This window comes from Oscillibacter sp. MSJ-31, assembly GCF_018918025.1.
Classification (GTDB): Bacteria; Bacillota; Clostridia; order Oscillospirales; family Oscillospiraceae; genus Hominicoprocola.
This window is the reverse complement of record NZ_JAHLPT010000003.1, coordinates 130,522-155,773: the sequence shown is the minus strand read 5'-3', so window position 1 is coordinate 155,773 and position 25,252 is coordinate 130,522. Positions and strand designations below refer to the sequence as shown.

33 protein-coding genes are annotated in these 25,252 nt (G+C 54.4%); 26 read left to right on the top strand and 7 right to left on the bottom strand.

Going from position 1 to position 25,252, the window contains the following annotated elements; all coding sequences use genetic code 11:
- The first annotated feature begins 9 nt into the window (after nt 1–9).
- The 5 genes from KQI17_RS04010 (at nt 10) to KQI17_RS03990 (ending at nt 7,165) form a co-directional block, all read left to right on the top strand.
- Nucleotides 10–1,221: an FprA family A-type flavoprotein gene (locus tag KQI17_RS04010; protein WP_216494922.1), complete on the top strand. Its 1,212-nt coding sequence runs from the start codon at nt 10–12 to the stop codon at nt 1,219–1,221.
- 165 nt (nt 1,222–1,386) lie between these two features.
- On the top strand, nt 1,387–3,903 hold the full coding sequence (locus tag KQI17_RS04005) for a ribonucleoside-diphosphate reductase subunit alpha (protein ID WP_216494921.1): 2,517 nt from the start codon (nt 1,387–1,389) through the stop codon (nt 3,901–3,903).
- A 10-nt stretch (nt 3,904–3,913) separates the two neighbouring features.
- Complete coding sequence (locus tag KQI17_RS04000; RefSeq protein WP_216494920.1) at nt 3,914–4,957, top strand: ribonucleotide-diphosphate reductase subunit beta; 1,044 nt, start codon at nt 3,914–3,916, stop codon at nt 4,955–4,957.
- Nucleotides 4,958–4,991: 34 nt separating this feature from the next.
- On the top strand, nt 4,992–5,855 hold the full coding sequence (locus KQI17_RS03995) for a nitroreductase family protein (protein ID WP_216494919.1): 864 nt from the start codon (nt 4,992–4,994) through the stop codon (nt 5,853–5,855).
- Between the two features lie 128 nt (nt 5,856–5,983).
- Complete coding sequence (locus KQI17_RS03990; RefSeq protein WP_216494918.1) at nt 5,984–7,165, top strand: FprA family A-type flavoprotein; 1,182 nt, start codon at nt 5,984–5,986, stop codon at nt 7,163–7,165.
- Between the two features lie 359 nt (nt 7,166–7,524).
- On the opposite strand, the gene trxB is transcribed toward KQI17_RS03990, so the two are convergent.
- The 6 genes from trxB to KQI17_RS03965 form a co-directional block, all read right to left on the bottom strand.
- Entirely contained in the window at nt 7,525–8,454 is a 930-nt protein-coding gene (gene trxB / locus KQI17_RS03985; protein ID WP_216494917.1) for a thioredoxin-disulfide reductase, read from the bottom strand.
- 14 nt (nt 8,455–8,468) lie between these two features.
- Entirely contained in the window at nt 8,469–8,792 is a 324-nt protein-coding gene (trxA, locus tag KQI17_RS03980; protein ID WP_216494916.1) for a thioredoxin, read from the bottom strand.
- Nucleotides 8,793–8,860: 68 nt separating this feature from the next.
- Nucleotides 8,861–8,989, bottom strand: coding sequence for a hypothetical protein (locus KQI17_RS13765; RefSeq protein ID WP_256445947.1), 129 nt, complete (start codon nt 8,987–8,989; stop codon nt 8,861–8,863).
- Between the two features lie 10 nt (nt 8,990–8,999).
- A complete protein-coding gene (locus KQI17_RS03975; protein ID WP_118601970.1) occupies nt 9,000–9,320 on the bottom strand; it encodes a co-chaperone YbbN in 321 nt (106 codons plus the stop codon).
- A 12-nt stretch (nt 9,321–9,332) separates the two neighbouring features.
- A complete protein-coding gene (locus KQI17_RS03970; RefSeq protein WP_253285675.1) occupies nt 9,333–9,755 on the bottom strand; it encodes an Rrf2 family transcriptional regulator in 423 nt (140 codons plus the stop codon).
- Nucleotides 9,752–10,174 carry a rhodanese-like domain-containing protein gene (locus tag KQI17_RS03965; protein ID WP_216494914.1) on the bottom strand — a complete coding sequence of 141 codons (423 nt, stop codon included), beginning with the start codon at nt 10,172–10,174 and terminating at the stop codon, nt 9,752–9,754. The genes KQI17_RS03970 and KQI17_RS03965 overlap by 4 nt, the downstream gene beginning before the upstream one ends.
- A 197-nt stretch (nt 10,175–10,371) precedes the next feature.
- Between KQI17_RS03965 and KQI17_RS03960 the strand changes: the two genes are divergently transcribed.
- Nucleotides 10,372–10,551, top strand: a complete 180-nt coding sequence (locus KQI17_RS03960; RefSeq protein ID WP_216494913.1) for a hypothetical protein — start codon at nt 10,372–10,374, stop codon at nt 10,549–10,551.
- Complete coding sequence (locus KQI17_RS03955; RefSeq protein WP_216494912.1) at nt 10,548–11,057, top strand: ferritin; 510 nt, start codon at nt 10,548–10,550, stop codon at nt 11,055–11,057. Before KQI17_RS03960 ends, KQI17_RS03955 begins: the two co-directional genes overlap by 4 nt.
- A 428-nt stretch (nt 11,058–11,485) precedes the next feature.
- Here the strand turns inward: KQI17_RS03955 and KQI17_RS03950 are convergent, their stop codons facing one another.
- Complete coding sequence (locus KQI17_RS03950; RefSeq protein ID WP_216494911.1) at nt 11,486–11,998, bottom strand: hypothetical protein; 513 nt, start codon at nt 11,996–11,998, stop codon at nt 11,486–11,488.
- A 166-nt stretch (nt 11,999–12,164) separates the two neighbouring features.
- On the opposite strand from KQI17_RS03950, the gene KQI17_RS03945 reads away from it, so the two are divergent.
- From KQI17_RS03945 to KQI17_RS03855, 19 genes are all read left to right on the top strand, one after another.
- The gene (locus tag KQI17_RS03945) at nt 12,165–12,446 is read left to right on the top strand and encodes a hypothetical protein (protein ID WP_216494996.1); all 282 of its coding nucleotides are present in this window, start codon (nt 12,165–12,167) and stop codon (nt 12,444–12,446) included.
- Between the two features lie 248 nt (nt 12,447–12,694).
- The gene (locus KQI17_RS03940; RefSeq protein WP_216494910.1) at nt 12,695–13,234 is read left to right on the top strand and encodes a hypothetical protein; all 540 of its coding nucleotides are present in this window, start codon (nt 12,695–12,697) and stop codon (nt 13,232–13,234) included.
- Nucleotides 13,235–13,247: 13 nt separating this feature from the next.
- Complete coding sequence (locus tag KQI17_RS03935; RefSeq protein ID WP_216494909.1) at nt 13,248–14,210, top strand: relaxase/mobilization nuclease domain-containing protein; 963 nt, start codon at nt 13,248–13,250, stop codon at nt 14,208–14,210.
- A 109-nt stretch (nt 14,211–14,319) separates the two neighbouring features.
- The gene (locus tag KQI17_RS03930) at nt 14,320–14,466 is read left to right on the top strand and encodes a hypothetical protein (RefSeq protein WP_216494908.1); all 147 of its coding nucleotides are present in this window, start codon (nt 14,320–14,322) and stop codon (nt 14,464–14,466) included.
- A gap of 13 nt (nt 14,467–14,479) precedes the next feature.
- Entirely contained in the window at nt 14,480–15,406 is a 927-nt protein-coding gene (locus KQI17_RS03925; protein ID WP_216494907.1) for a ParB/RepB/Spo0J family partition protein, read from the top strand.
- 14 nt (nt 15,407–15,420) lie between these two features.
- The gene (locus KQI17_RS03920) at nt 15,421–15,831 is read left to right on the top strand and encodes a hypothetical protein (RefSeq protein ID WP_216494906.1); all 411 of its coding nucleotides are present in this window, start codon (nt 15,421–15,423) and stop codon (nt 15,829–15,831) included.
- Complete coding sequence (locus tag KQI17_RS03915) at nt 15,824–16,054, top strand: helix-turn-helix domain-containing protein (RefSeq protein WP_253285674.1); 231 nt, start codon at nt 15,824–15,826, stop codon at nt 16,052–16,054. Before KQI17_RS03920 ends, KQI17_RS03915 begins: the two co-directional genes overlap by 8 nt.
- A 111-nt stretch (nt 16,055–16,165) precedes the next feature.
- Nucleotides 16,166–17,359 carry a tyrosine recombinase XerC gene (gene xerC, locus KQI17_RS03910; RefSeq protein ID WP_216494905.1) on the top strand — a complete coding sequence of 398 codons (1,194 nt, stop codon included), beginning with the start codon at nt 16,166–16,168 and terminating at the stop codon, nt 17,357–17,359.
- Nucleotides 17,360–17,573: 214 nt separating this feature from the next.
- Nucleotides 17,574–17,768, top strand: coding sequence for a hypothetical protein (locus KQI17_RS03905; RefSeq protein ID WP_216494904.1), 195 nt, complete (start codon nt 17,574–17,576; stop codon nt 17,766–17,768).
- 13 nt (nt 17,769–17,781) lie between these two features.
- Nucleotides 17,782–18,390: a helix-turn-helix domain-containing protein gene (locus KQI17_RS03900; RefSeq protein WP_216494903.1), complete on the top strand. Its 609-nt coding sequence runs from the start codon at nt 17,782–17,784 to the stop codon at nt 18,388–18,390.
- 324 nt (nt 18,391–18,714) lie between these two features.
- A complete protein-coding gene (locus KQI17_RS03895; protein WP_216494902.1) occupies nt 18,715–19,476 on the top strand; it encodes a phage antirepressor KilAC domain-containing protein in 762 nt (253 codons plus the stop codon).
- A 46-nt stretch (nt 19,477–19,522) separates the two neighbouring features.
- Nucleotides 19,523–20,374 carry a DUF6017 domain-containing protein gene (locus KQI17_RS03890; protein WP_216494990.1) on the top strand — a complete coding sequence of 284 codons (852 nt, stop codon included), beginning with the start codon at nt 19,523–19,525 and terminating at the stop codon, nt 20,372–20,374.
- A gap of 100 nt (nt 20,375–20,474) precedes the next feature.
- A complete protein-coding gene (locus tag KQI17_RS03885; protein ID WP_216494901.1) occupies nt 20,475–20,966 on the top strand; it encodes a PcfB family protein in 492 nt (163 codons plus the stop codon).
- Entirely contained in the window at nt 20,963–22,732 is a 1,770-nt protein-coding gene (locus KQI17_RS03880; RefSeq protein WP_216494900.1) for a VirD4-like conjugal transfer protein, CD1115 family, read from the top strand. Before KQI17_RS03885 ends, KQI17_RS03880 begins: the two co-directional genes overlap by 4 nt.
- A gap of 135 nt (nt 22,733–22,867) precedes the next feature.
- Nucleotides 22,868–23,083 (top strand): Maff2 family mobile element protein, encoded by a 216-nt coding sequence (locus KQI17_RS03875; protein WP_005934794.1) that lies wholly within the window; start codon nt 22,868–22,870, stop codon nt 23,081–23,083.
- A 94-nt stretch (nt 23,084–23,177) separates the two neighbouring features.
- Nucleotides 23,178–23,393, top strand: a complete 216-nt coding sequence (locus KQI17_RS03870) for a Maff2 family mobile element protein (protein ID WP_005934794.1) — start codon at nt 23,178–23,180, stop codon at nt 23,391–23,393.
- A gap of 38 nt (nt 23,394–23,431) precedes the next feature.
- Nucleotides 23,432–24,301 (top strand): VirB6/TrbL-like conjugal transfer protein, CD1112 family, encoded by an 870-nt coding sequence (locus KQI17_RS03865; RefSeq protein WP_216494899.1) that lies wholly within the window; start codon nt 23,432–23,434, stop codon nt 24,299–24,301.
- Between the two features lie 10 nt (nt 24,302–24,311).
- Nucleotides 24,312–24,902, top strand: a complete 591-nt coding sequence (locus KQI17_RS03860) for an MT-A70 family methyltransferase (RefSeq protein ID WP_216494898.1) — start codon at nt 24,312–24,314, stop codon at nt 24,900–24,902.
- Nucleotides 24,871–25,251, top strand: a complete 381-nt coding sequence (locus KQI17_RS03855) for a PrgI family protein (protein ID WP_216494897.1) — start codon at nt 24,871–24,873, stop codon at nt 25,249–25,251. The genes KQI17_RS03860 and KQI17_RS03855 overlap by 32 nt, the downstream gene beginning before the upstream one ends.
- The last annotated feature ends 1 nt before the right edge of the window (nt 25,252 follow it).

Genomic DNA, 25,252 nt, shown 5'->3' with positions numbered 1-25,252 from the left:
TAAGATAAGATGTATTGCGTGCGTAAAGTAACGAACGACCTCTACTGGGTGGGCGCCAACGACCATCGTCTGGCCCTGTTTGAAAACTGCTTCCCCATTCCCCGGGGCGTAAGCTACAACTCCTACTGCCTGCTGGATGAAAAGACGGTGCTCTTTGACACGGTGGACTGGTCTGCCTGCCGCCAGCTTTTGGAAAATCTGGCGTATGTGCTGGATGGCCGCGAGTTGGACTACCTGCTGGTCAACCATCTGGAGCCGGATCACGCCGCCTGCATCGAGGAGATCCTGCTGCGCCATCCCAAGGTGAAGCTGATCTCCAACGAGAAGGCATTCATGCTCATGCGGCAGTTCGGCTTCCATGTGGACGGACATGAGTGCATCGAGGTGAAGGAGGGCGACACCTTCTCCTTCGGCAAGCACACCGTCACCTTTGTGGGAGCGCCTATGGTTCACTGGCCGGAGGCCATGGTGACCCTCGACGTTACCGACGGCGTCCTCTTTTCCGCCGACGCCTTCGGCACCTTCGGCGCGCTGGATGGCAAGCTGTTTGCCGACGAGGTGGACTTCGAGCGGGACTGGCTGGACGACGCCCGCCGCTACCTCGCCAACATCGTGGGCAAGTACGGCCCCCACATCCAGCTCCTGCTGAAAAAGGCCGGCGGCGTTTTGGATCAGATCAAGTACATCTGCCCGCTCCACGGCCCCGTGTGGCGCAAGGATCTGGGCTGGTTCATCGAAAAGTACGACACATGGAGCCGCTATGCCCCTGAGACCCAGGGCGTGCTCATCGTCTACGCCTCTATGTACGGCAACACGGAGAACGCGGCGCAGGCGCTGGCGGCGTCGCTCTGCGATAAGGGCATGAGCAAGGTGGCGATGTACGATGTGTCCTCCACTCATGTCTCCCAGCTGATCTCCGAGGCGTTTAAGTACAGCCACATTGTTCTGGCCTCTGTGACCTACAACCTCGGCATCTATCCCGCCATGCACGATTTCCTCATGGATATGAAGGCACTGAATCTGCAAAACCGCACCTTTGCCATCATTGAAAACGGCTCGTGGGCGGTGAAGTCCGGCGACCTCATGCAGAAATTCGTCAACGATGAGCTCAAGAACATGACAGTGCTCAACGAGCGCCTCAGCCTCGCCTCGTCCATGGGCACGGACAAGTGCACTGAGCTGGAAGCACTGGCGGACGCCATTCTGGAATCTATGAAGTGACTGGCAGGGAAGCCAAAACCAAGACAACAGACAACAAACTGCCCCGCCGCGTCGGCTGCAGAAAAACCGGCTTTCAAAAACAGAGCGGGCAAGCGTGATACTGCGCTTGCCCGCTCTTTGCCCAAAAGGACATGAGAAGTGACCGGAGAAGATGAGAGGATCGAAATGGAGATCAGAAAACGAAACGGGGAGTCTGTTCCCTTTCAACAGGAGAAAATTTTCAACGCCATGAAAAAAGCGTTTGATGGACAGGGACGGGAGATCGGGAGCAGAGAGCTGAATGAGATCCTCGCCGCCGTTCTTGACAACCTCGCCGCCGCAGCGCCGCTCACCGTGGAACGTGTGCAGGACGAGGTGGAGCGGACGCTCATGGAGCGCGGACACTATGAGGTGGCCAAGGCATACATCCTCTATCGCGAAAAGCGGTCTGCGCTGCGCCGCGTCCGGCATACCATCGCGCAGACGGTGGGGGATGACTCGCTTGACGAGGTGCTGCGCCGCATCCAGATGGATTTTACCGAGGAAGTCTACTCCCTCGCGGCGCTTCAAATGAAGTTTGAGAGCTTCTGTCGCCCGGGCATGACGGAGGATGAGCGGGCTGAGGCACTGACCAAGGCAGCGGTAGAGCTGACTACGGCAGAGGCACCCAAGTGGGAATTCGTCGCGGCGCGGCTTCTGAACCACTCCTTTCGCTGTCGCAACGCACAGGAATGGGCGGGGCGCGGCGTCGGCGACCTCTATGGCAGGCTTCGCTATCTGACGGATAATGGACTCTACGGTGACTATATCCTTGCCCACTATACCCACGAGGAGATCGCCATGGCGGAGGACTTTCTCTGCCCGGAACGGGACGAGCTATTCACCTACTCCGGCCTTGACCTGCTGCTCAAACGCTATGTGATCCAGTCACGCAGCCGCGTGCCGCTGGAAACACCGCAGGAGATGTTTTTGGGTATCGCGCTGCATCTTGCTATGAACGAAGGCTCTGACCGCATGGGGTGGGTAAAACGCTTTTACGATATGCTCAGCCGTATGGAGGTCACGATGGCGACACCTACCATGTCCAACGCACGAAAGCCCTACCATCAGCTTTCAAGCTGCTTTGTGGACACTGTGCCGGACAGTCTGGACGGCATCTACCGTTCGCTGGACAACTTCGCAAAGGTCTCTAAATTCGGCGGCGGAATGGGGATGTACTTCGGTAAGGTGCGCGCTGCAGGCAGCACCATCCGCGGCTTTCAAGGGGCGGCGGGCGGTGTTATCCGCTGGATCCGGCTGGTCAACGACACCGCCGTGGCGGTGGATCAGTTGGGGATGCGGCAGGGCGCTGTGGCGGTTTACTTAGACGCATGGCACCGGGATCTGCCGGAATTCCTTCAACTGCGCACCAACAACGGCGACGACCGCATGAAGGCGCATGATGTGTTTCCTGCCGTGTGCTATCCGGATCTCTTCTGGCGACTGGCGGAGGAGAACATAGACGCGCCGTGGCATCTCATGTGTCCGCATGAGATCCTCACGGTCAAGGGCTACGCACTGGAGGATTACTGGGGTACGGAATGGGAGAAGCGGTATCTGGACTGCGTCAATGACCCGCGCATCGAAAAGCGCAGCGTCACCGTCAAGGACATCGTGCGGCTGGTGCTTCGCTCGGCAGTGGAGACCGGCACGCCCTTCGCCTTCAACCGCGACAGCGTAAATCGTATGAACCCAAACGGCCACACGGGAATGATCTATTGTTCCAATCTCTGCACGGAGATCGCGCAGAACATGGCGCCCATCGAGCATATCAGCACTGAGGTACACACGGAGAACGGCGACACAGTGGTGGTGACGGCCACACGCCCAGGTGAGTTTGTGGTCTGCAACCTGGCGAGTCTGTCTCTCGGTAATCTGCCGGTGGAGGACGAGGCCTATATGGAACGCACGGTGGAAACGGCCATCCGCGCACTGGATAATGTGATCGACCTCAACTTCTACCCGTTGGAATACGCGCGGCTTACCAATCAGAAGTACCGCAGCATCGGCCTGGGAGTCAGCGGCTACCACCACATGCTGGCAAAGCGCGGCATCCGCTGGGAGAGCGAGGAGCACCTTGCCTTCACCGACGCGGTGTTCGAGCACATCAACTACGCCGCCGTCAAGGCGGACACAACACTGGCACGGGAAAAGGGCCGCTACGCGCTCTTTGAGGGCAGCGACTGGCAGACGGGCGCGTATTTTGAAAAGCGGGGTTATACCTCCGAAAAGTGGCGGGCGCTTGCGGAAACGGTGGCGGTGCAGGGAATGCGCAACGCCTATCTGCTGGCGGTCGCACCGACCTCCAGCACATCTATCCTCTCCGGCACGTCGGCGGGCATCGATCCAATTATGAAGAAATTCTTCTTAGAGGAGAAAAAGGGCAGCATGCTGCCCCGCGTTGCGCCGGAGCTTTCTATGGATACATGGTGGTACTATAAGGCGGCGCATCTGATCGACCAAAGCTGGTCGGTACGCGCCGCGGGCCTTCGCCAGAGACATATTGACCAGGCGCAGAGCATGAATCTCTATATCACCAATGACTATTCCATGCGTCAGGTGCTCAGACTGTATTTAGAGGCGTGGAGGGTCGGCGTCAAGACCATTTACTATGTCCGCAGCAAGGCCCTTGAAGTCGAGGACTGCGAAAGCTGCTCGTCATAAGGAGGATAGCATGACGGAACTGAAGAAAAAGCCCCTCTTTAACCCGGAGGGCGACCTTGATGTGCGCCTGCGGCGCATGATCGGCGGCAATACCACCAACCTCAACGACTTCAACAATATGAAGTACGCTTGGGTCAGCGACTGGTACCGGCAGGCCATGAACAACTTTTGGATCCCTGAGGAGATCAATCTCTCGCAGGATGTGAAGGACTATCCCCGCCTGCTGTCAGCCGAGCGCAGCGCCTACGATAAAATTTTGAGTTTTCTTGTCTTTTTGGATTCCATTCAGACAGCGAACCTGCCTAATATCGGCGCTTACATTACCGCCAACGAGGTCAATCTCTGCCTGTCCATTCAGGCGTTTCAGGAGTGTGTCCACTCACAGAGCTACAGCTATATGCTCGACACCATCTGCTCTCCTGTGGAGCGCAATGACATCCTCTACCAATGGAAAACGGACGAGCATCTGCTGCGCCGCAACACGTTCATTGGGGACTGCTACAACGAGTTTCAGGAGCGGAAGGACGCTCCCACGCTGCTGCGCGTGATGATGGCGAACTATATTTTGGAGGGCATCTATTTTTACAGCGGCTTTATGTTCTTCTACAATCTCTCCCGAAACGGGAAGATGTCCGGCTCGGCGCAGGAGATCCGCTATATCAACCGCGACGAGAACACGCACTTGTGGCTGTTCCGCAATATCATCACGGAGCTGCAAAAGGAGCAGCCGGAGTTATTCACCGCCGAGAGCGTACAAGCGCTGTGCGAGATGATGCGCGAGGGCGTGGAGCAGGAGATCGCATGGGGGCATTATGTGATCGGCGATGACATCCCGGGGTTGAACCGGCAGATGATCAGCGATTACATCCGCTATCTCGGCAACCTCCGCTGGACGAGCCTTGGCTATCCCGCATTGTATCCAGGCTTTGAGAGCGAACCGGAGAGCATGGAATGGGTCAGCCAGTACGCCGACGCCAACATGGTCAAGACCGATTTCTTTGAGGCACGCAGTACCGCCTACGCCAAGAGCACTGCACTGATAGACGATTTATAAGAAAACCAAAGACATCAGAATAGGAGATACTACTATGAATTACAGCGCTATGATTCAAAATCGCAGATCCGTTCACGCATTCCGCGAGAAGGAAGTTCCGAGCGAGGCTATCGGCCAGCTCCGATCCTACTATGAAAAGACCTGCCCCCGTCTTGTCCCGGAGATTGCAACGGAGTTGATCGTCTTGGACAAGGATGCACAGCCGGCGCTGGAGAGCTCAGCGGGCTATAAGCAATTTCTCATCGGAGCACCGCACTACCTGCTCCTTATGTCTGCCCCGCATTCCTATGCGGGCATCAACGCCGGCTACATGATGGAAGATCTCGTCCTCAAGCTGACTGAGTTGGACATTGACACCTGCTGGATGACCTTCACCGACAGCGACAAAATCAAAAAGGCACTTTCTCTCACCACCCCGTTAGAGGTGGCGGCAATCGTTGCCTTTGGCTACGGGGAAAAGACCGCAAAAAAGCTGCGGCTGAATATCCTAAGTATGTCTCAGATCGATGTGCGGGCCGAGCAGCAGTACTACGCGCCCAAAAAGGGCGTGCATGATTTGGTTCACATGGGGAGCTGGAGCAACAAGTCTGGGCTTGACGAGATGATGGACTTCTACGACGATATGCTCTGGCAGTCCTTCTACGCCGCTTCGCTCTCCCCCAGCTATCTCAACCGTCAGCCCTATGGCTTCCTTGTGCAGGATCACAGCATCTATTTGGTGCAGCAGGAGGATGCCTACACCGATAATTTGGATGCCGCATTGGATCTCGGTATTGTCATGCTCCACTTCTCCGCCGTCGCCTCCCAGTGGGCGGGGCAGGTACGCTGGGAACTTTCACCTGCTGCGCCCGACGGCCTGCCGGAAGGACTTCGCTCCGCTGCGGTGTACCACATGTAACGACTCTGGGGGAAGCAAGACAACGGCAAAATGCGCGACCGTCGATCCGCGGTTGAGCGTATGTTCCGTTAGAAAAGAAGAACCTATCAGTCAGAGTCTGAGTAAGGAAAATAGGAGGTATTCTTTATATGGCTATCCGAACGGTAACAGATGCCATCCGCTATGTAGGGGTGGATGATAACACATTGGCACTCTTTGAAAACCAGTACCCCGTCCAGCCTATGGGAGTGAGCTACAACTCCTATGTCATTCTGGATGAGAAGATCGCCGTGATGGACAGCGTGGACGCACGGGCGGCGGAGGAATGGCTTTCCAATGTGACGCGGGTGTTGGAGGGGCGCAGCCCTGACTATCTTGTGGTCACACACATGGAGCCGGATCATTCCGGCAGCCTCATGCGGCTGGCACAAAAGTACCCGGAGATGAAGATCGTGGGAAACGCGAAAACATTTACCCTGATCAAGCAGTTCTTCGGCACAGGTGCATTGTCGGAAGACCGTATGCTGGAGGTTGGCGAAAGAGATACGCTTTCCTTGGGTTTGCACCGGCTGCGCTTTCTGCTGGCACCGATGGTACACTGGCCGGAGGTGATGGCAGCGTATGAAGAGGAGGAAAAGATCCTGTTCTCGGCGGATGCCTTCGGCCGCTTCGGTTCACTGGAACGGACGGCCCGTGCTCCCTGGGCGCCGCAGGCCCGGCGGTATTATTACAACATCGTCGGAAAGTATGGCGCACAGGTGCAGGCGCTGCTGAAAAAAATCTCCGCGCTGGAGATCAAAACGATCTGCCCGCTCCATGGCCCCATGCTCACAGAAGACTTGGGGGAGTATCTGCGGCTCTATGATCTCTGGTCACAATGGAAACCGGAAGAACCGGAGGGCATCCTGATCGCTCACGCATCCATCCATGGAAATACCGCATATGCATCGGAGGCCCTCAAGAGCAAGCTGGAGGGAAAAGGTGCGCAAGTCACCATGTGCGATCTGACGGCAACAGACCTTTCCTATGCCGTGACCAGCGCATTCTACTGTGGGAAACTGGTGTTGGCCTGCTCCACTTATGACGGAGGACTGTTCCCGCCCATGAAGGAGTTTTTGGAACATTTACAGACAAAGGGATTCCGAAACCGCCGGATCGGCCTCATGGAAAACGGCTCATGGGCCCCTGCTGCCGCGCGGCTGATGCGTGCCGAGTTGGAAAAGATGAAGGAACTCCGACTGTGTGAAACGGAGGTATCGCTGCGCGGCGCACTGAACCAAACCAGCGAAGCGCAGATGGACGCTCTGGTGGCGGAGCTCTGCGCGGAATAAGCTGCAACAAACCGCAGCTATTGCAGCTATTCTCGTACAGATGATGGTCTTACTCATCTGCTTTATGTCCCAAGGGCAGAGTACCGTCATCTCAGGTTGAGGTCACGGTGTGGTGTGGGGCGAGACCGGAGTCTTGAGAACGCATAAAAGCACAGCCGCAGAGTACATCTGTGGCTGTGTTTTGTGTTCAGTTGCTCACTGTTGCGTGGACTGGATATGGAGAGACAACATATCTCCCGATCTTACATGGGTTATCTTATCTGCCATTACTCTGGCAGTTTGCCTTGCGGATATGTCGGCATCCCCACTGCGGTCGTATCCGGCCTGACCTTAAACATGGCTTTTTCAATCTACCTCCCTTATCGGTTTTCCACGATATATTTCTCCGCCATGTGGACTGCCACCGCGCCGTCCGCCACGGCGGTGACCACCTGACGGAGGGGCTTCGTCCGCACGTCGCCCACGGCGTAAACGCCGGGAATACTGGTTTCCGTGGTCTCTCCGGCCACGATATAGCCGCCGCCGTCCAGCGCCAGTTGACCCACCGCCAGCGCCGTGGCGGGCTGTCGGCCCACGCTGACAAATACGCCGTCGCAGTCCACCACGCTTTCCTCACCGGTGACGGTGTCCCGCAGGCGTACGCCGGTCAGCCTGTCCCCGGAAAGCAGCGCGGAAACGGTGCTGTTCCAGCGGAATTCCACATTTTCGGCCTGTTCCAGTGGCTCGTGGTAGATCTTGGTGGCCCGCAGGGCGTCTCTGCGGTGGACGAGGATCACCTTCTTCGCCACACGGCTGAGAAGGAGGGCGTCCGCTGCAGCGGAATTGCCGCCGCCCACCACGACCACCGTTTTGCCCTTGTAAAACATCCCGTCGCAGGCGGCGCAGTAGGCCACGCCCCGGCCCACCAGCTCCGCCTCTCCGGCAACGCCCAGCGTTCTGGGGTCTGCGCCGGTAGCCAGCACCACGGTTTTCCCCCGGAAGATCCCCTCACTGGTTTCCAGGAGCTTGGGAACCGCCGTCAGATCCATGCGGAGGACTTCTGCGTATTCGCTGCGTACCCCGAAGCGCTCCGCCTGCTTTTGCATCTTCTCCGCCAGAGAGAAGCCGTCGATCCCGTCCTCAAAGCCGGGATAGTTGTCGATCTGCTCGGTCAGTGCCATCTGCCCACCGGCGGACAGTTTTTCCAGCACGACGGTGTCCAGCCCCGCCCGTGCCGCGTACAGGGCGGCGGTGTAGCCGCCCGGGCCGCCGCCCACCACGAGCATATCATAAACATGATTGTTGTTCATATCTGAACCCTCCGTTATTTCGCCAAGGCTTCCTGAATGAAACGATCGATCTCTGCCTTTGAGCCGAGTGCGGTGACGGAATCCACGGCCTTTCCGTTTCGGTACAGCACCAGAGTTGGGATGACCTCGATCCCCTCGGCCCCCGCCAGCCGCGGCTCCTCGTCAATATTGATCTTGCCGACAACGAGGCTGTCCGCGTATTCCTCTCCGATCTTCTCATACGCAGGGCCGATCCTCCGGCAATGGCCGCACCAGGGCGCCCAGAAATCCACCAAAACAGGCTTTTCCTCCCGGATCAACTGCTTAAACTGCTCCTGATTCATATTCATAGCTGCCATATCTGTCAGCTCCTTTCCTTTGTTTGGGTATAGTATACCGCGTGACAAGCGGTTTTACTGTGACGGTGTCACATAATCTCTGCGGCTGCGCTTTTGTATTCCGGCCACGGCGCAAACGGATGGCTTTGACCGTTGCCCTCGGTTTCTAAGGAGACACGAAGCGTGCTACATGGAAGCGTATCATAGATCTGCTCCATAGCCACGCCCTCACTGCGCCAGCGTTTCCCGGATAAATGTCTCAATGGCGGCTTTGGAGCCGGGCGCTACCACAGAACCGATCACCTCGCCGCTCTTAAAGAGCATCAGCGTGGGGATGGTGTCGATGCCGAAACGCTCGATGAGCTGCGGCTCCTCGTCGTAGTTGATCTTGCCAGCGATGAGCGTGTCGGCGTACTGCTCCCCCACCTTGTCGAAGGCCGGGGCAATACGGCGGCAGTAGGGGCACCACTGCGCCCAAAAATCCACCAGCACGGGCTTGTCCGCGCGGAGAACATCGTTTTCAAAGCTGTTGGTCGTAATGGTAAGCATCATAAAATCCTCCTATTTCTGTGTAAAAAGTCGTGTTTCAATGTCTGCGATGGTAATTTGCGAGATATAGGCGGCGCACTGCTCGTTCATGTTCCGGTACAGCGTGTCCATCACGCCCGCCATGCCGGAGCAGATGGCGCAGTCCCGGTCAATGTCGCCGCTGTGCCACGCGCAGTCCACAAAGCGGGTATTTACCGCCTCCGCCACCTGCCGCAGGGTCAGCGTCGCTGGGTCTGCCGTCAGGCGGTAGCCGCCGTCCAAGCCCTCCCGGGTCTCCACCATTCCCGCCTTTTTCAGCCCCGCCAGCACCCGGCGGACGCGGGTGGGATTGGTGCAGATGTTCTCCGCCAGCGCTTCGCTGCTGAGGGAGCGTCCACTGTGGCTCAGGAAGACCAGCGCATGGACGGCCAGATTAAAAGAACTGTCCACAATCATCCCTCCTTCACAAGCTCGTAGGGCCAGTCGATGACGCCGCCGAAGTCGTAGACGCTCTGATACCCCAGCGCCAGCAGCTTTTGTGCAGCATCCTTGCTGCGGCGGCCGCTGCGGCAGTAGATCAGCAGTGTCGCCTCCTTATCGGGCAGCGTCTCGGGCATTTCGCTCCCGATGCTCTCATTGGGCACAAGGACGGCGTTTTCAATATGACCGCCATCGTATTCCTCCCGGGTGCGGACGTCCACCACCACGACCTCCTGCGAGACCATCATCTCATAGGCGTCCTCGGCGCTGATCTTCTGATACGCCGCCTTGCCTGTCATGTCCTCCGCCGTGTCCGCTTTTGTCTTGGACAGCGCGCAGCCGCTCAGTAGCGCAAGCGAGGTGGCAAGTGCCGCAAAAAGAAATATCTGACGCATAATCAACCTCCAACACAACTGTGTTTTCTGCTGATACAGTTTGTGCTGTGATTATAACAGATACAGTTAAAGCTGTCAAGGTACTTCGGGGCAGCTTTTGGGGCACAAGCCTTTTGTGGTTGTTGACAGAGAAAAAAATATAGGTATAATAAAAGCAAAATAATAAGACTCATTCTTGCATTTGGAGGGTTGGCGGTATGCCAAAATACGCAGAGGAGATATTGGCCGCCGTAACGGAGCTGCAGCAGCATCCCACGGCGGAGCAGGTGTTCCTGGAGATGAAAAGGGAGCATCCCAGCATCGCTCTGGGTACGGCATATCTGCCCCGCCTGCCGGGAGCAGGAAAAAGACAATCTTATGGAGGAGAAGTATCATGAACGCTAACGTATCTAAGCTGCTCAACGAGCAAATCAATAAGGAGTTCTACTCCGCCTATCTGTATCTGGACTTTGCCAACTACTACGCCGCCGTCGGACTGGACGGCTTTGAGAACTGGTACCGGGTACAGGCGCAGGAGGAACGGGATCACGCCATGCTGTTTTATCAGTATTTGCAGAATAACGGCGAGGGCGTTACCTTTGAGGCTATCGCAAAGCCGGAGTGGGAACGAGGCGACCACATGACCCCGCTGAAAAAGGCACTGGAGCATGAGAAGCTCGTCACCGCCAGCATCGATGCCATCTACGCCGCCGCATACGAGGCCAAGGACTTCCGCGCCATGCAGATGCTGGACTGGTTCATTAAGGAGCAGGGCGAGGAAGAGAAGAACGCCGCCGACCTTATCACCAAGATGGAGCTGTTCGGCGGAGACAGCAAGGGGCTGTATATGCTCAACAGCGAGCTGAAGACACGGGTCTACACCGCGCCCTCGCTGGTGCTGTAAGCCCCGCGCGTCTGCGGGCTTTCGCATCAGGCAAAAGGCAGACTGCATACAGGTGGCCTGCCTTTTCTTCCAGCAGACGGTTAGAGTAGACTAACTATTTATAAAACAGAAAGGACTTCAGAACTTGAACAAGGAAAAGGAGATCGAAACCGTTACCCTCATGGTGCGCCGGTATTGTTGGGGCGTGCATGGGACAAGGGGCGAGGCGCTTGGCCGATACTCCCTACCGCAGTTCTTTTTCCTGCGGAGCCACTCAGGCCTCCCGGGTATGACAAACATAACAATGTCAGGTGTGCCGTGCTCTTGGACTCCGGCGTGTTTTCCCGGTCTTGCAGTTAGCGACCGTTCCTTGTTGATGACCGCGGAGGCACATGGCCATCCCACACAATCGATTCTATGACGGAGCTCTATCACTTCACGCTTTCGCATTACGGCCTTCCTGCTCTCTGTCCTACATAGCCCCAGCCGGACTCCCATGCGTGGATGGCGTAGGTCACAAGGTCGGCTGCATTTTTATTGGCGGGATCAACAAAGCCGGAGATGTCCAGCTCAATGCTGGCTCCGTCGCCTCGGAGATACTCGCCGCTGTAGCTGCCGCCGCCTGCGGCGCCGGCGATCATGGTATAGATGTGGTTGATGTTGCTCTTATCATCCTCTGTGATCGTCCGGTCAAGCTCCGCTTCCAGATTGGCATACGCCTGATATAACGAAACCGGAACAGCGACGGTGTATTCTTCTGTTGTACTGGTAACCGTGCCATCCTCGTTCTCCACTTCTACCGTGCGGGTACGGGTTTCCCAAGTGTAGAAGCACTCCACAAAGCGGCTTGCCGCCCGTGCGGACGGCGCATCCTCGCCAAAGCAGAGGGAATAAAAAACGGCCTTGACTCGAATCGGGTCAAGGCCGTTTCCGCTCTCCGTCTGTCCATTGACGGAAGCCACTGCCGAATCCAGAAGAGAAAAAGCGGTACGCATCTCCTCAATATGATACCGGAATTCTGCGGGTACTTCTGTTGAGTAACTCACACCATAGAAGGCTGCAGCTACCGCTTGGTTGTTGTGATCCGCACCTCCGGAGCCAATAGAACACAGAAGTGCGATGAGTACAATGACTGGCGAGAGAATTGCGACCAGCGTCCATCCCACGCCTTTGCGCAGCTTTTCGTTAGAGAGCGCCGTCGCCGCGGCTTTTGCGATCATGCCTGCAGATACTGCCATCAGCGACCACCCGCCGTGCCAAACAGCTTTTCTTTATAGGTTGGCGCATGCATCGAAGCGTATTGGCACTGCTTTTCGCCTCGGTGCTGCTGCTCAGCGGCTGCGCTTCGTCCCCTACGAAAAAATGGAGGCCGAGGGCTACGGATACCTGCTGTACCTGTTTGAAAAATAGGACGCAAGCGGTCGGCAGTTCTCATGCAAGGAACTATCAGCACATCACAGCATATCGGACTGCCCGGTGGCAGTCCGATATGCTGTGAATGGAATTTTCTGGCACTCTCAATGAGCCGATTTCGAAACGAAGAAGCACATGTATCTTTTTCAAATAAGCAACTGCGATGACCCCGCCGTGGACAGAGAAACCGCAGAACTGCTGCACCGGCATTTGGAAGCTGAGAGTCGGCAGCGCTGCCCCGCTATGTGGAATGCGATAGACCGCATCAGAACTCACGCCGCGAAAGGCCCGGCGCGCGAAAGGCGGACAGTGCGCTGCCGCATTTATGGCGTGTTCCTGCTGGCTTTGGGCCTTTTGACATTGATTCTTGGCTTGATGCCGCCAAGAACCACCGATGTGATCATTGTGGGCGGAGCCGTGATTATTGCAGGCCTGCTGGAGTTTGCCCTTGCTCGCGGAAGAACGCCGCCGCGCATACCGGCATCCTGCAAAAAGGAGGCGCGGAAAGCGCTGGAGCTGCGGCGGGGCCGTTGATTGGGAAAAACTCAAAAACCGCCATCCGCTTCGAGGATGCCGGCATAATGATCTGCGCGGAGGAGAACGAAGAACATCTCTCTTATACACGGATAAAGAGCGCCTTTGAATCATTGCATCTGTGGCTTGTGGTCTGCGACGATGAATGCGCGCTGCTGCTTCAGAAAAAGGACCTGAGGTCCGGGAACGCAGACAGCTTCCTCTCCGACATCATTTCAAAAATGAACACAGGAACAGATGTATCCGGCTGAACGCAGCAGCTATGTGACGTTACCAGCCCGTTTGTCCCAGTGGGACTTCAACTATGGTCCAGCTATCGACAGAAGCATACAAATGCCGATGGCGGTGACGAAGATCTGGGCGATCCATGACAGCGTCAGCCGTGTGGTGGACTACTGCACCAACCCTAGCAAGACCAAGCTGAGCGACCTGGAGCAGGTGCTGCTGTATGCTGCCGACAAAGAAAAAACTCTGGATGAGGGGGAGCAGCAATACGCCGTTACCGGAATTGGCTGCAGGGCGGAGTCTGCCGCAAGGGAGATGGCTGCCGTGCAGAGGCGCTTCGGCAAAGCCGGCGGCAATGTGGCCTACCACGCCTACCAGTCCTTCAAGACCGGTGAGGTCACGGCGGAGGAATGCCATCTCATCGGCGTGGAGACGGCGCGGCGGCTTTGGGGGAACGACCGGCAGGTGCTTGTTGCCACTCACTTCAACACCGGCACTTATCACAACCACTTTGTTGTGAATCCGGTGAATATGTGGACGGGTAAAAAGCTGGAGGCAAAATACGAGGTCTATTACAAGCTGCGGGATATGTCCGACCATGTCTGCAAGGAGCATGGCCTGTCGGTGGTGAAAAATCCCCAGCGGCATAAAACGGCGCGGTCGGTCTACTTTGCCGAAAAGAACGGTGAGCCCACCCGATACAACCTTATGCGGCGGGCGCTGGACGAGGCACTGACGATGTCGAGCAGCTGGACGGAGCTGAGTGCCGTGCTGCGGAAGAAGGGCTATGTGTTCGCGTGTGATCCCTACCACAGGTACGCCACCATCCGCTCTCTAAGCGCTAAAAAGTGTATGCGCACCTTCCGGCTGGGAGCCGAATATGACAAGGAGGCGCTGCAGGACAGGCTGCTGGAGAACCAGCGGGACATCCGTGTGACCCGGCGCTATTTTGAATTCATGAGGCCCTACGCACGGGAATATGCCAGGAAAAATCCGCAATAAGCAGCGAGGCTGCGCCGATCCTGCGGAGAGGGTCGAGCTGAAAAAGTCCTGCGCCGCCTGCACCGCAGAGCTTTCCCGGCTTCGGAAGCAAAAGCAAACCGCCTATAACATGATTGAGGATAACCCAAAGCTGAAAGCCCTCTTGGCGTGTGAAATGGATGCGTGGGCGGAAAACGACCCCTACCTCTCCCCGCGGGAAAAGCAGGTGCTGCGAAATCAGCGACCGCCCCAAGAGGACAAGACGATTATACGATGAAAGGAAGGATTCGATGAAGAACGACCGATCGATTGATTTGGGGCTGACCGGGTATGAGGAGCTTTTTATGAGCACGGAGGAACGGCTCGATGCGAAAAAGCCAAAGGTAGAGGCAATCCCGCTGGCTGACCTCACACCCTTTCGAAATCACCCCTTTAAGGTGAAGGAGGACGAGGAAATGGCGCAGCTCATGCGGAGCATTGCCGATGCCGGCGTGCTCTCTCCGGCGCTGGCAAGGTCGCTGCCTGACGGCGGCTATGAGCTGATCTCCGGCCACCGGCGGCTGGCAGCGTGCAAGGCGCTGGGGATGGACACCATGCCGGTGATTATCCGTGACCTGACGGACGAGGAGGCTGTTATCACCATGGCGGACAGCAACCTGCAAAGGGAGCACATCCTGCCATCGGAAAAAGCATTTGCGTACAAGATGAAATACGATGCTTTGAAACATCAGGGAACTTCGTCCCAACTTGGGACGAAGTTGAGAACAGACAAACTGCTTGCACAAAACAGCAGCGACAGCCGCAACCAAATCCAACGATACATCCGCCTCACCAACCTGATCCCCGACATCCTGAAGCTGGTGGACGAGGGCAAGATCGCCCTGACTCCGGCGGTGGAGCTGTCCTATTTGCAGCCGTCCGAGCAGGAGATGCTCTTCTCCGTGATGGACAGCGATGAGGTAACGCCGTCCTTGTCTCAGGCCCGGCGGCTGCGGCGCATGAGTGAGGCGCAGACTCTCACGGATGACGCAGTGCTGCAGCTTCTGTCCGAGGTTAAGGGCAATCAGGTGGAATATGTGAAGGTGCCGGTAGACAAGCTCCGCAGCTTTTTCCGACCGGACACCTTCGTGAAGCAGATGACCGAGACGCTTGTCAAGGCCATGGATTTTTACAACAAATACTTGGCGCGGCAGCGCAAAGACCGGGATGCCCGGTGAAAGGAGATTAAATTATGAAAGCTAATTTTGATTTTAACCGTTTGAGCGAAAGCAGAAAACAGGAGCTTGACCGTATGGTCGCAGATTTTTCCGAGGCGGGTTGCCTCTTTGTTGAGGATCTTTTCCTTGAATTTCTCATCGATGCTGATAACGGTATTGACCGCAGCGATGATAAGCTTGTGGCAACCTTTGATGATGAGCGCGGACACGAGCTTGTGTTTATTCTCTCTCAGGAAGAGGTTCACTATGTAATCCATGCTATTTCGGAAAAGCTGGATAATATCGTATGCGAAGGCGGCACTCCCTTCGGTGAGGATGAAAACGAAGAGGGTATTGTCAGCCTCTCGCCGGTGAACACAGAAGAAGAGCTTGGTATGCTTCTCGCACATGTGCTTGGTGACGATGGAGGTGGTGCCGATGACTAAAATCGAAATTCAGACCCTATACGAGGTGATGTTCACGGACTACCCCGACATTGTAAATGTGGCGCAGGTGCAGGCGATGCTGGGCATCAGCCGTCATCTGGCCTATGCGCTGATCGGCGACGGCGACATCCCCGGTATGAAAATCGGCAATGCATACCGCGTACCGAAAATCAATGTGATCCGCTACGCACTCTCGGTGGGAAATCCGCAGCCGGCGGCGTAGCCGGGATTTGAACCTGTATGGCACATTGGACGGGCATTCCCGCCGGGCGTATAATAAAAACGGTCCGAAAGGGTGCCCGTTCATGTGCTATCCGCAAAGGAGGTAGAGTTTATGATAGCAGGACACCTGCAAATAAAAAACGACAATTACTACATGGTGCTGAATTACACGGATGCCAACGGCAAGCGCAGGCAGCCGTGGATTCCCACAGGACTTCCCGCAAAGGGAAACAAGCGCCGCGCAGAGAAGTTGCTGCTGGACACTCGCAAGAGCTTTGTCCCGCCGGTTGTGAGCAAGGAGAACGAGGACATCTCCTCGAATATGCTGTTTGCCGACTACATGGAGCTGTGGCTGGAGATTATCCGCAGCTCGGTGGAAAAGACCACCTTTTCCTCTTACACGCAGATGGTAAAGGGGAAGATCGCACCGTATTTCCGAAACACCGGACTGACGCTGGACGGAATTCAAGCCAAGCACATTCAGAGCTTTTATCTGCATGAGCTGAAAACCGTGTCGCCCGGTACGGTGATCCACTATCACGCCAATATCCACAAGGCGCTGAAATACGCCGTAAAAATAGACCTGATTCCCTTCAACCCCGCCGACAAGGTGGAGCGCCCCAAGAAGCATCGGTACATTGCAGACTATTACCGGCAGGAGGAGCTGGAGAGGCTGCTGGAAGCGTCCAAGGATCATCCGTACTCCCTGCTGATTCAGATGACCGCCTTTTACGGCCTGCGCCGCAGCGAGGCGCTGGGGCTGAAGTGGGACGCCATCGACTTTGAGCGGGACACCATCACCATTAAGCACATTGTAACCAACGCAAAGATAGACGGCAAATGTGAAATCGTCTGCGCCGACCGTGCCAAGACGAAATCCAGCCTGCGCTCCCTGCCGCTGGTCAGCAACATCCGGGAAAAGCTGCTGGCGCTGAGGGAGCAGCAAAAGGAGAATCGGCGCGTATGCGGAAATTGCTACAGCAAAAAGTATGACGGCTATGTTTTTGTGGATGCCATGGGCAATATCTTCAACCCCAGAAGCGTTACCGCCAATTTCAGCAAGCTGCTGGAGCAGAACGGCCTGCGGCACATTCGCTTTCACGACCTCAGACATAGCTGCGCCTCACTGCTTTTGGCAAACGATGTGCCTCTGAAGCAAATCCAGGAGTGGCTGGGCCACAGCGATATCAGCACCACGGCAAACATCTACAGCCACTTGGATTATAAGTCCAAGCTTACGTCCGCAAACGTAATGGACAACGTCCTGACCCTGCCGGAAACCGAGGCCGTCGGATGGCAGACATGACTTCTTGCCGAAAATCATGTGCAGCAATGGCAGATTAGCAAAAAGAAAAGCCCAGTCATATGGGCGCAAAGCCTTGATATGACTGGGTTTTTCGCTGGCGGAGGGCGTGGGATTCGAACCCACGGACGGTTTTTGGCCGTCAAACGATTTCGAGTCAGAGTCGCTATTCCGACATTAGCGGAAAACGCCGGAAACTCACGGACAATGTGGGAGGATGCAAACCCTTGAAAAATCAAGACTTTTCCGCACTTGGAGATGGAAAATCCCGAAAAGCCAGACAGGGCAAGGAGTTCGAAAGAAATCCGATTTTGGGGAGAAAAATGCTCTTTGGGGAGAAGATGGGGAGAACTCGGGGAGAAAACACAGTCATACGCAGATGACACCTACCTATACCGAACATCAAAATTAAGGTGGTTATCAGCATGACTGAAAGCGCAAAATACTACAAAGCACTCCGCAAAGAATACCCCGAAACGATCTCAAAGGATCAGTTCTATCGGATGGCTCATATCAGCAAAGCAACAGCTCTTCATCTTCTGCAAAGCGGTTTAGTCCCCTGCAAGGACACCGGCAAAAAAACTCGTCGGTACAAAATCCGGACCGACGATGTAATCTGCTATATGATTGATCGGGAAATTCACCCGGAGATTTATCGCGCACCGGATCAGTGGTATCAGCACCGCTCCGGTCATTACAATTCCCGTATCACATATCGGAAGGAACTAATGAATCTTTCCGATGACGAAAAGGCAGCTTTCCGTGAATACATTGAGGATGAGTTGTGGCAGTATGGCGATCTTCTTACCATAGTTGAAGCAGTTGAGGCTATCGGCTACTGCGATACATCTCTTCACCGCTGGTGTAATACTAAAAAACTGAGGGCATTCAGCATCTCCGGTAAGTTTCTCATACCGAAGATCAGCCTTACAGACTTTCTCGTTTCGCAGCACAGTTTCGACATTATTCGGAAGAGTTGGAAGCACACCCTTCTAATAAAGGGATTTCTCGATACACTCAACACAACAAAATAATTCAAAGGGTAAGCCCCCGTTATTGCACTGCGCATAGCAGAACAATGACGGGGGCTTTTTCTATTATCTGAAATTGGAGGTTGATAAAAATGTACCCGGCAAATTGTTTTATGGCGTTTGACTTTCTGATGAAGGAATCGCCGAACCAAAATCACTATGACAGTGGGCATGACGGCATCTGCTCTGAGTGCCGCACCTGTCGGTTTCACCGTCCCTTCTGGAAATATCAATCCTGTGTCTTTACGGAATGTCCGTACTGCGTATATCCCCTGTCTACCATCAAAACTGAAAGGAGCAGCATCGCTGCCGGAAAGGAAATCAATCATGGATAACAAAATCGAAATCTTCAACAACAGTGAGTTCGGAAATGTTCGAACCTACTACGACGGCGAACAGCTTCTCTTCTGCGGCTCAGATGTGGCAAGGGCGTTGGGGTACATCAGACCGAATGAAGCGGTTGCCCGTCATGCCAAGGGTACGTTGAAACAGCGTATCCTTACAAACGGCGGTGAGCAAGAGATGCTTTTTATAACCGAAGGTGATGTGTACCGTCTCATTGTACGCAGTAAGCTCCCTGCGGCTGAGAAATTTGAACACTGGCTGTTCGATGAGGTGGTCCCTACGATTCGAAAAACCGGCTGCTACATGACAGACTCCGTGCTGGAACGCATCCAAAAAGACCCGGCATTTGCCTTGGTGATGGCGAAAGCTGTGCTTAGAGAAAGAGACCGTGCCGATGCACTTGAAGCGGAACTCAATGTTGCAAGACCGAAGGCGGACTACTTTGACGCCTTCATCAATCCCGATGACTGCACCAATATCCGCACCACGGCGAAGGAGCTGAAAATCCCTGAGCGCAAGTTTGTCAAGTTCCTGCTTAACGAAGGCTATCTGTTCCGCTCTCCATCCGGTCAGCTTCTTCCCTACAACAAGAAGAGCAACGAAGGACTTTTTATTGTCCGGGATTTCGTGACATTCCGATATACCGGCTCTCAGACCTACTTTACACCGAAAGGCAAGGATGTTATCCGCATCCGGTACTTTGGTATCTGCGGCGTTGAAGTGTCTACGAAAATGGCAGGGTGATTATGTGTCCGTCTATCGCGTCAATAAAACCCGTGACTTCACGGTCATGGGCAATACCCATTTGAGGGATAAGAACCTGTCCCTCAAGGCAGTCGGGCTTCTTTCAAAAATGCTGTCGTTCAATGACGGCTGGCAATTCTCCACTCGCGGGCTGGCGGCTATCTGCAAGGAAGGTCCTGATGCCATTCTCTCGGCACTCAAAGAGCTTGAGAAAAACGGCTATCTTGTTCGTCACAGAGGAAGAGACAGCAAGGGCAGACTTGTCACCACGGAGTTTGACATTTTCGAGTCTCCACAAGCTGGTTTACCACGCAGGGAAAAACCACATAGGGAAAATCCCGATGTGGATAGTCCAGATGTGGAGAATCCCTATAGGGATAATCCCGCACAAATAAGTACTATCCAAGTAACTAACCAAGAAAGAAATACTCTCTCAAAGAACAACCAATCTATCAATCTTGATGGGATGGATAGGATGGACGTGCGAAGCGAGTATGCGGAATTGATTAGGGAGAACCTTGACTACGACATTCTGAGCCAAGACCCAATGTTCGACAAAGACCGCGTTCAGGAGATCATGAACATCATGTTAGATGTTGTCTGCTCTACTGCTCCTACCATCCGTATCAACGGCGAGAATATGCCGCAGGAGGTTGTGAAGTCCCGTTTTCTCAAGCTGAACAGCAGTCACATTGAGTACGTCATTGATGTCATGAACAAGAACCCATCTGACATTCGCAACATTCGCGCCTATCTGTTGACGGCGCTCTATAACGCCTCTCTGACGATAGATAACTACTACTCTGCGCTGGTCAACCATGACTTCTACGGTCAGGACAGCAAATGCGGCAGAAAATGCTATGACGAATACGATTACAACGCCGGTGAATCGCTGTAAACCGGCTTGGGAAAGGAGGCACACAATGACAGTAATCTACCGGCGCGGTTTTCCGCCTTAGCGGTAAGTGTCCCATTCAATTTTCGGAAAGGAGGTTCCCATGCAGGACGAAGTAAATACCAAAGTTGTTGCCATTATGATCAAGGGCGGCAAAATCTCAGCCGAGGTGCTGAAAAAGGCGCTGGATAAGTTTGTGCAGGAGCTTGAAAAGGCTCAGAAGCAGATGTCCCAGCCTAAAACCTATCGCGGCAAGCAGTCCATCAAGCATCTGATGAGCCAGAATGCCGCCATATCCAACATCGAAGTGACAGACGGCAATATCAAATCCTTTGAGCGAACGGCAAGCAAGTATGGGCTGGATTTTGCACTCAAAAAGGACATCTCCGTTGAGCCGCCCAGCTATCTGGTCTTCTTCAAGGGGCGGGACGTTGATGTGATGACCGCCGCCTTCAAGGAGTTCTCCGCCAAGACGGTCAAACAGAAGGAACAGCCGTCCATCCGGCGCAAGCTGGATCAGGAGAAAGCCCAGAGCAAAGCGCAGCACAAGGAGAAGGTCAAGGTCAAAACCAAGGATCGGGGTGTGGAGCTGTGAACAAGCCCGACGTGAAAAAGCTGATTCTTCTGAATCTCCCGTATGTTCTCGCCTTCTACTTTGCGGATAAGATCGCCGCCGTGTTCCGCCTCGCTCCCGGCACGGAGTTTATCGACAAGCTGACAAACGGCTTTGCCGTATTCGGCACAGCCTTTGTAAATCCGCTCCCAAGCTTTCATCCCGTTGATCTACTCATCGGTCTGGTGGCTGGCGTGTTGCTCAAGCTGGCAGTCTACGTCAAAGGCAAGAACCGCAAGAAGTTCCGGCAGGGCGAAGAGTACGGCTCTGCCCGATGGGGGAAGCCGGAGGACATCAAGCCGTACATGGACCCGGAGTTTTCCAACAATGTCATTCTGACGCAGACGGAGTTCCTGACCATGAACAGCCGTCCGAAACAGCCGAAGTACGCTCGAAACAAGAACATCCTCGTAATCGGCGGTTCCGGCTCCGGCAAGACAAGGTTTTTTGTAAAGCCAAATCTGATGCAGATGCACAGCTCCTATGTGGTCACGGACCCGAAAGGGACTGTGCTGGTAGAATGCGGCAGGATGCTCGAAAAGGGCGGCTATGTGATCAAGTCGCTGAACACCATCAACTTCCGAAAATCCATGCACTACAACCCGTTCAGCTACATCCGCTCAGAGAAGGACATCCTCAAGCTGGTCAATACAATTATCGTCAACACGAAGGGAGATGGCGATAAGTCCGGCGAGGATTTCTGGGTGAAGGCTGAAAAGCTGTACTACACAGCCCTCATCGGCTATATCTGGTATGAGGCACCGGAACAGGAGAAAAACTTCACGACGCTCCTTGAGATGATCAATGCCTCGGAAGCCAGAGAAGACGATGAAACCTTCAAAAACCCCGTGGACATCATGTTCGATGAGCTGGAAGCCCGTGACCCGGATCACTTTGCTGTGAAGCAATACCGCAAATATAAGCTGGCGGCTGGCAAAACAGCCAAGTCGATCCTGATTTCCTGTGGCGCACGGCTTGCCCCATTTGACATCGCGGAACTCCGTGAGCTGATGAGCTATGACGAGATGGAGCTGGACACTATCGGAGACAGGAAGACGGCGTTGTTTGTCATTATCTCCGATACGGATGACACCTTCAATTTCGTCGTGGCAATCATGTATTCCCAGCTTTTCAACCTTCTCTGCGACAAAGCAGATGACGTTTATAACGGACGGCTTCCGGTCCATGTGCGTTGTCTGCTGGATGAGTTTGCGAACATCGGACAAATTCCGAAGTTCGATAAGCTCATTGCCACCATCCGAAGCCGCGAAATTTCGGCGTCGATTATCTTGCAGTCTCAGTCCCAGCTCAAGACCATCTATAAGGATGCGGCTGACACCATCACAGGCAACTGCGACTGCACACTCTTCCTCGGCGGCAAGGAGAAATCCACCCTCAAGGAAATCAGTGAGGTGCTTGGAAAAGAGACGATTGATCTGTACAACACCTCAGAAACCCGTTCCAACAACAACTCCTATGGCTTGAATTATCAGAAAACCGGCAAGGAACTGATGTCTCAGGATGAGATCGCCGTCATGGACGGAGCCAAGTGTATTTTACAGCTTCGCGGCGTGAGACCTTTTCTCAGTAATAAATACGATATTACGAAGCATCCCAAATACCGGCAGCTCTCCGACTTTGATAAGCGAAACGCCTTTGACATTGAAAAGTACCGAACACGTAAGCTGATCGTCAAGCCTAATGACACGTTCGACCTCTATGATATGGGCGAGGTCGAGGCGGACTAAAGCCCCGTCGCTGCACTGCGCAGTGGGTAAAGCCTTATGGCTCATCCCAAAGCAGAACAGCGACGGGGCTTCTTTTTTTATGCCCATTTTCAAAAATACACGCTCAATTTTCAACAATTCAAGGAGGAAAAATCTATGGCATTCATCAATCAGGCAGTTACGGTTCTCCAGACGCTCGTTATCGCCCTCGGTGCCGGTCTGGCGGTGTGGGGTGTAGTCAACCTAATGGAAGGCTACGGCAACGACAACCCCGGTGCCAAGTCGCAGGGCATCAAGCAGCTCATGGCTGGCGGCGGTGTCGTTCTCATCGGCACGACGCTGATTCCGCTGCTCTCCGGTCTGTTCGGTTAATCCGGCAGGCACACAGAAGCAGCTACAAGGGAGAGTGCTTGAAAAGGCACTCTTCCTTCCACTTTAACAACAAATTCAAGGAGGAAATTCAAGTATGGCATTTATCAATCAGGCGGTTACGGTTCTTCAGACGCTCGTGATTGCGCTCGGCGCAGGTCTGGCGGTGTGGGGTGTTGTAAACCTCATGGAGGGCTACGGCAACGACAACCCCGGTGCCAAGTCGCAGGGCATCAAGCAGCTCATGGCTGGCGGCGGTGTCGTTCTCATCGGCACGACGCTCATCCCGCTGCTTTCCGGACTGTTCGGTTAATCGCGGCAAGCCCAGCTTAACCGAAAGGTGGTGAAATATTGGGCAGCATTTTAGAAAAAATCGAACAGGCTATCAAAGACCTGCTGATCGGATGGATTGAAAGCAACCTGACCAATATGTTCACCGATGTCAATGAGAAGGTGGGAACGATTGCCGCCGAGGTCGGGCAAACTCCGTCCGGCTGGAACGGCGGCATTTACCAGATGATCCGGGGACTATCCGAAAACGTGATAGTCCCCATCGCTGGTATCATCATCACCTTTGTCCTGTGTTACGAGTTAATTTCCATGATTACCGAGAAAAACAACCTTCATGACATGGACACTTGGATGTTCTTCAAATGGTTTTTCAAGGCGGCTGTGGCGATCTATCTCGTGACGCACACGTTTGACATCGTGATGGCAGTTTTCGACATTGGGCAGAACGTGGTTGCCGGTGCAGCCGGTGTCATTCACGGAAATACAAGCATCGACATTGCCGCGACGCTCGACCAGATGCGAACCGGCATGGAGACAATGGAGATCGGTGAACTTCTCGGCTTATCCATTGAAACACTGGTTATCAGTCTGTGCCTCAAAATCATGTCCATTCTCATTACAGTCATTCTCTATGGCAGAATGATTGAGATTTACTGCACAGTCAGCGTTGCCCCGATTCCTGTTGCCACAATGAGCAACCGAGAATGGGGCAGCATCGGTACGAACTACCTCAAAGGTCTGTTTGCTCTGGCATTTCAGGGCTTCCTCATCATGGTGTGCGTCGGCATTTACGCCGTCCTCATCAACGGTATGATCATCGCAGATGACATCCATTCGGCGCTGTTCTCTGTGGCGGCGTACACGGTCATCCTGTGCTTCTCGCTGTTCAAAACAGGAAGCCTCGCAAAATCTATCTTCCATGCGCACTAAGGAGGTCGGCATGAAAAAGTACAGCATCATCTACGCCGATCCCCCTTGGGCGTATCGGACGTACTCAAAGAAAGGAAAAGGGCGTTCGGCGGAAAGCCACTATCCGACGATGGACATTGAAGCAATTAAAGCTCTACCTATCGGAGAGCTTGCCGCGAAGGACTGCGCTCTTTTCCTCTGGATCACATTCCCATGTATGCAGGAAGCCTTTCAGGTTCTTGACGCATGGGGATTTTCTTATAAAACCGTAGCTTTCGTGTGGGTAAAGCAGAACCGGATCAGTGACAGCCTTTTTACCGGCATGGGTTACTGGACGCGGGCAAACGCGGAAATCTGCATTCTTGCTACAAAGGGACACCCAAAGCGAGTGAACTCAGGTGTGCATCAGGTCATCATGAGTCATATCGAGCAGCACTCCAAAAAGCCGGATGAAGCCCGCAGCCGCATTGTTCAGCTCATGGGTGATCTTCCACGCATTGAACTCTTTGCCCGCCAGTCTCCCGATGGATGGGACGTCTGGGGCAACGAGGTTGAATGCAGCATCACACTCGGAAAGGAGGCGTCAGGCAGTGGCATTTGTACCGGTTCCGAAGGACCTTAACCGTGTGAAAACGAAGGTCATGTTCAATCTGACCAAGCGGCAGCTTATCTGCTTTTCTATCGCCGCAACAGTCGGTGTTCCGATCTTCTTTCTCACCAAAGCACACCTTGGCTTGTCCACGGCGGCAATGCTGATGGTGGTATTTATGCTCCCGTTCATTTTCGTTGCACTTTACGAAAAGGACGGTCAGCCCGCCGAAAAGTACCTGTACCACATCGTACAGTCCATGTTTATCCGTGATAAGGTGCGCCCCTACCGCACCGGCAATCTCTACGCTGTGATTCAGCAGGAAATCAAAGAACAGGAGGAATTGCAGATTGAACAACAGCACAGCAAAGGCAAAGCCTAAG